This is a genomic window from uncultured Caballeronia sp. (genome assembly GCF_964243625.1).
In the GTDB taxonomy this organism is placed as follows: Bacteria; Pseudomonadota; Gammaproteobacteria; order Burkholderiales; family Burkholderiaceae; genus Caballeronia.
The window spans coordinates 1-4,354 of the sequence record NZ_CAXTGZ010000513.1 but is presented as its reverse complement, the minus strand read 5'-3'; the positions used below and the strand labels follow the sequence as shown (position 1 = coordinate 4,354).

The window sequence follows — 4,354 nt, the reverse complement described above, 5'->3', positions numbered from 1 at the left end:
ACCGCTGATCTACCCGGAAGCGCCGGCCAGCGATATCGGCGAGGAAGCCGAGCATGTCGGAACCGCGCCAGGGTACGCCGGGCCGGTGGGGCTGAACTGCGCCGGGTTCGGATCGAGCGTATGCGTCACTGCCAGTTTTGGGTTCGCCGCGGTTTCATTTGTCTTGAGAGAACTTGCGAAGAAGGCGCTTTAGAAACGAATGGCCGCTTTACCATTTCGGGTGAAGCGGCCATTAAAAGCATTAAGCAAAGTTCTGCAGAAGACTTCTGCTCGATTTGATTTAATACAATTGAAAGAATTAAATTACGCGCATTAAAGTCAGTTCATTGCGCTGCTGAGCTTGCGACGCCAGGCCGAGACCACCTCAGGCTGATGCGCGGCCAGACCAAAAACCGACAGCATGGTCTTGCGGCCAACATCGTCCATGAAAGCGCGGTCGCGCGTGAAGATCGCGAATAGATGCTCCAGCGCGCCGTTGTAGTCGCGGCCCGCAATCAGGCGGTTTGCCAAAGCGAACCGAGCTTCAAGATCATCGGGATTCGCGTTCACCGCGTCGATCAACGCGTCGGCGGGCGGCAGGCTCGCGGCGGCTTCGGCGGCGTCGAGCTCGGTTTTCAGCGCGTTGTACCGGGCATCGATTCCTTGCGTGGTTTTCGGCGACAACAGCTTGTCTTCTTCGCGTGCTTCGTCCGTGCGGCCTGCAGCCAGCAGCCATTCGATCAGGTCCAGGCGGGCGTCGTCGTGACTGGGATCGAGCACGAGCGCCGCCTTGATATGGTCGATTGCCAGATCCGTGTCGCCCGCCTCCAGCGCCGCGTGCGCCGCCCGCAGCTCGGCTTCGGCGCCATCCGGCATCAGCTTTTCAATGAACGCGCGCAACTGGCCTTCCGGCAGCACGCCGATGAACTGATCGACCGCATGGCCATCCGCGAACGCGATCACGTGCGGAATGCTGCGAACCTGGAAGTGCGCCGCGAGTTCCTGGTTTTCATCCACGTTGACCTTGACCAGCTTCCACGTTCCCGCGCCTTCGGTTTCCAGCCGCTCGAGCATGGGTCCGAGCGTCTTGCACGGACCGCACCACGGCGCCCAGAAGTCCACAAGGACCGGCGCTAGCGTGGACGCGGTGATGACATCCTGTTCGAACGTGGCGAGTGTTGTATCCATGGTGTTCCTCATAAGGCGTCTTACAGAAAAGGGCGTGAAGCGACTTCAACAATTCTACGTCGAAGCTTGTGCGGTTTTCCGTGGATACAAGGGGCGCAGCGGGGCCGAGCGGCGTGAAACAGTCGAGCGTGGATTCGGGTGAGGTCAAGTTCGCCGCGGCTTCACGCTTCCGGCGCATTGTTCTCGTGGCGCGGTGCTGGCAACGGAATGAACTCCGTCTCGCCAGGCACATGCCCCATGCGCTGCTCGCTCCACGCGTGCTTCGCGGCTGCGATCTTCTCCTTCGAACTCGAGACGAAATTCCATTCGATGAAGCGCGTGCCGTCGAGCGGCGCGCCACCCAGCAACATGGCGATGGCGCCATTCGTACTGCGCAGGTCGGCGGAAAATCCGTTCTTCAGCACGGCCATCTGGCCCGCCGGCACTTCGTCGCCGTCGATGGTGAGGTCGCCTTCCAGTAAATACACACCGCGCTCTTCGTGCTCTGTATCGAGCGTCACGGCGCTGTCCGGGGTGAATTCTGCTGCGACGTACAACGTCGGCGAGAAGGTGGTGGTCGGCGCCGTTTCGCCGAAAGCGCTGCCCGCGATCACCCGCAAGCGCACGCCGTTGCGTTCGACTAGCGGAAGGGTCGCGGCCGGATGATGCTCGAACGAGGGCGCCACCTCTTCGGCATCGACCGGGAGGCCGATCCACGTCTGGATGCCGTGCATGGTCTGGCCTGCGGCGCGTTCTTCGTCCGGCGTGCGTTCCGAATGCACGATACCCCGTCCCGCCGTCATCCAGTTCACGTCCCCGGGCGAGATCTTCTGCAAGGAACCGAGGCTGTCGCGATGCATGATCGCGCCCTCGAACAGATACGTCACCGTCGCAAGCCCGATGTGCGGATGCGGCCGGACGTCGAGCCCCACGCCGGGCACGAGCGTTGCGGGACCGATATGGTCGAAGAAGATGAACGGCCCGACCGTGCGGACAGCTAGCGCGGGCAACACGCGCCGCACTGTAAGGTTGCCGACGTCGTGCTGGTGTGGCTTGAGAAACGCTTCGATTGTGGAAGACATGTGAACGCTCGGTTGCGTGCTCGGAACTGCAATTCTACTGGGCGCCGGGTTCAAGCATGCATGCGTCATCCGGCGATAGGCCGTAAGGCCTATGGTTCGTGGTTACGCCGATGGTTACCGCAATCCCTGAAAACCGCAGCACTTGAACGTCCCTTTTGCATAAGACAGGAGTTTTGATAATGACCAAAAATACGCTTTTGATCGCCCTTACGGCTGGACTTCTTGCTACCGGCAGCGCTTTCGCGCAGACATCGAGCGACAACTCGACGGCCGGTGACTCCACCGCCGCACCGATGTCGGGCGCCTCTGCGCCGATGAAAAAACATCGTATGCAACGCCACGGCACCAACAAGTCGTCGAATGGCTTGTCGGCTAACAAGAGCAAAACGCCGGCGGTCGAAACGGGCGCTAGCGCCGCAGTGGAAAACGGCCAGGGCAAGTAAATCCCGGGATCTCGAGAAGCGCTTGTGCCGGTCCCGGTACAAGCGCTTTTTCTTTGTTCAAAACTGTCAGCGTGGCCTTGTCCGAATGGGCCATGCCGTGAGTTTGTACAACGCAGTTGCAAAAACGTCCGCTAAAGTATCGATTCACGTGCGATCCAGACGATCGGCGAAGATCGAATACAACTAACGGAGATGGCTGTGTCGCCAAGGGATTTGTTGTCCGCGCTGATCGTGATTCTTGCCTGGGGCGTGAATTTCGTCGTGATCAAGGTCGGTTTGCACGGCGTGCCGCCCATGCTGCTCGGGGCGTTGCGATTCTCGCTGGTGGCGGTGCCGGCGGTGTTTTTCGTCAAGCGCCCGGCCGTTCCCTTTCTATGGGTATTCGCATACGGCGCGACCATCTCGCTTGGTCAGTTCGTGCTGCTTTTCCACGCAATGTCCGTGGGCATGCCTGCGGGTCTCGCCTCGCTCGTCTTGCAGGCGCAGGCGTTTTTCACGCTGATCTTCGCGGCCATGATCCTGGGCGAGCAGATTCGCGGGCCGAACATATTGGGCTTGCTGATTGCCGCGTGCGGGCTCGCCGTGATCGGCATGCAGGCGGGTCACGCCATGACCGTCGCGGGCTTTCTGCTGACGGTGGCGGCATCGGCAATGTGGGGAATCGGAAACGTGATTACCAAGCGCATGGGCAAGGTCGACTTGCTGTCGCTTGTCGTGTGGGCGAGCCTCGTGCCGCCGCTGCCGTTCCTGGCCTTGTCATTGGTGATGGAAGGGCCGGCGCGCATCGAGGCAAGCCTCGCGGCCATTTCCACGACGTCGGTTCTCGCAATCGTGTATCTGGCGTTTATCGCGACGATGCTCGGCTACACGCTGTGGGGAAAGCTGCTGGGGCGTTATCCGGCGAGTCAGGTGGCGCCGTTCTCGCTGCTCGTGCCCATTGTGGGACTGGCATCGGCCGCACTGCTGCTCGACGAAGGACTGAGCTCCATGCAGTTTGTCGGCGCGGTCCTGGTTATGGCCGGGCTGGTCGTGAATGTGTTCGGTGGATGGTTGAGGCAACGGTTGATGCCGGCGCGCTGAGACGCCGGCATGGTGCATTGCTTCAGGTCATCCGGCTCTTCGCCAAGGGCGGGTTCGCCGCGAAATATCGCTTGATGCCTTTCATGATCGCGTTGGCCATCTTGTCGCGATACGCGTCGTCGTTCAGGCGCTGCTCTTCTTCCGGGTTACTGATGAACGCGGTTTCCACAAGAATGGACGGAATATCCGGCGCCTTCAGTACGGCAAAGCCGGCTTGCTCCACCGAGCCCTTGTGCAGCTTGTTGATATCGCCGATCTCGTTGAGCACGAAATTGCCATAGCGCATGGAATCGCGGATCTGGGCAGTCGTGGACATGTCGAAGAGCGCTCGGTTGACGCTTGCATCCTGGGTTGTCACGTTGATGCCGCCAATGGAATCCGACGAGTTCTCCTTGTTCGCCATCCATCGTGCAGCCGCGCTCGATGCGCCATGATCGGATAACGCAAACACGGACGACCCACGCGCGGATGGCGTGGTGAACGCATCGGCGTGAATCGATACAAACAGGTCCGCGCCCACGCGGCGCGCCTTCTGCACACGCACGTTGAGCGGCACGAAGAAGTCGTTGTCGCGCGTCATCATGGCGCGCATGTTGGGTTGGG

5 protein-coding genes and 1 pseudogene are annotated in these 4,354 nt (G+C 60.8%); 3 read left to right on the top strand and 3 right to left on the bottom strand.

Annotated features, from left to right (window positions below):
• Window positions 1–193 (top strand): annotated as a pseudogene (locus ACFFAR_RS25955) (tRNA threonylcarbamoyladenosine dehydratase); the annotation flags it as partial.
• A gap of 125 nt (window positions 194–318) precedes the next feature.
• Here ACFFAR_RS25955 and trxA read toward each other — a convergent pair.
• A complete protein-coding gene (gene trxA / locus ACFFAR_RS25950) occupies window positions 319–1,167 on the bottom strand; it encodes a thioredoxin (protein WP_375508716.1) in 849 nt (282 codons plus the stop codon).
• Window positions 1,168–1,328: 161 nt separating this feature from the next.
• The gene (locus tag ACFFAR_RS25945; RefSeq protein WP_062000220.1) at window positions 1,329–2,228 is read right to left on the bottom strand and encodes a pirin family protein; all 900 of its coding nucleotides are present in this window, start codon (window positions 2,226–2,228) and stop codon (window positions 1,329–1,331) included.
• Window positions 2,229–2,407: 179 nt separating this feature from the next.
• Here ACFFAR_RS25945 and ACFFAR_RS25940 point away from each other — a divergent pair, with 179 nt between their 5' ends.
• Both ACFFAR_RS25940 and ACFFAR_RS25935 read left to right on the top strand, forming a co-directional pair.
• Window positions 2,408–2,671, top strand: a complete 264-nt coding sequence (locus ACFFAR_RS25940; protein ID WP_062167853.1) for a hypothetical protein — start codon at window positions 2,408–2,410, stop codon at window positions 2,669–2,671.
• Window positions 2,672–2,869: 198 nt separating this feature from the next.
• Complete coding sequence (locus ACFFAR_RS25935) at window positions 2,870–3,751, top strand: EamA family transporter (RefSeq protein ID WP_174365679.1); 882 nt, start codon at window positions 2,870–2,872, stop codon at window positions 3,749–3,751.
• A 22-nt stretch (window positions 3,752–3,773) separates the two neighbouring features.
• On the opposite strand, the gene ACFFAR_RS25930 is transcribed toward ACFFAR_RS25935, so the two are convergent.
• Window positions 3,774–4,354 (bottom strand): N-acetylmuramoyl-L-alanine amidase (locus ACFFAR_RS25930; RefSeq protein ID WP_174365678.1); only part of this gene is annotated, 581 nt, incomplete at its 5' end.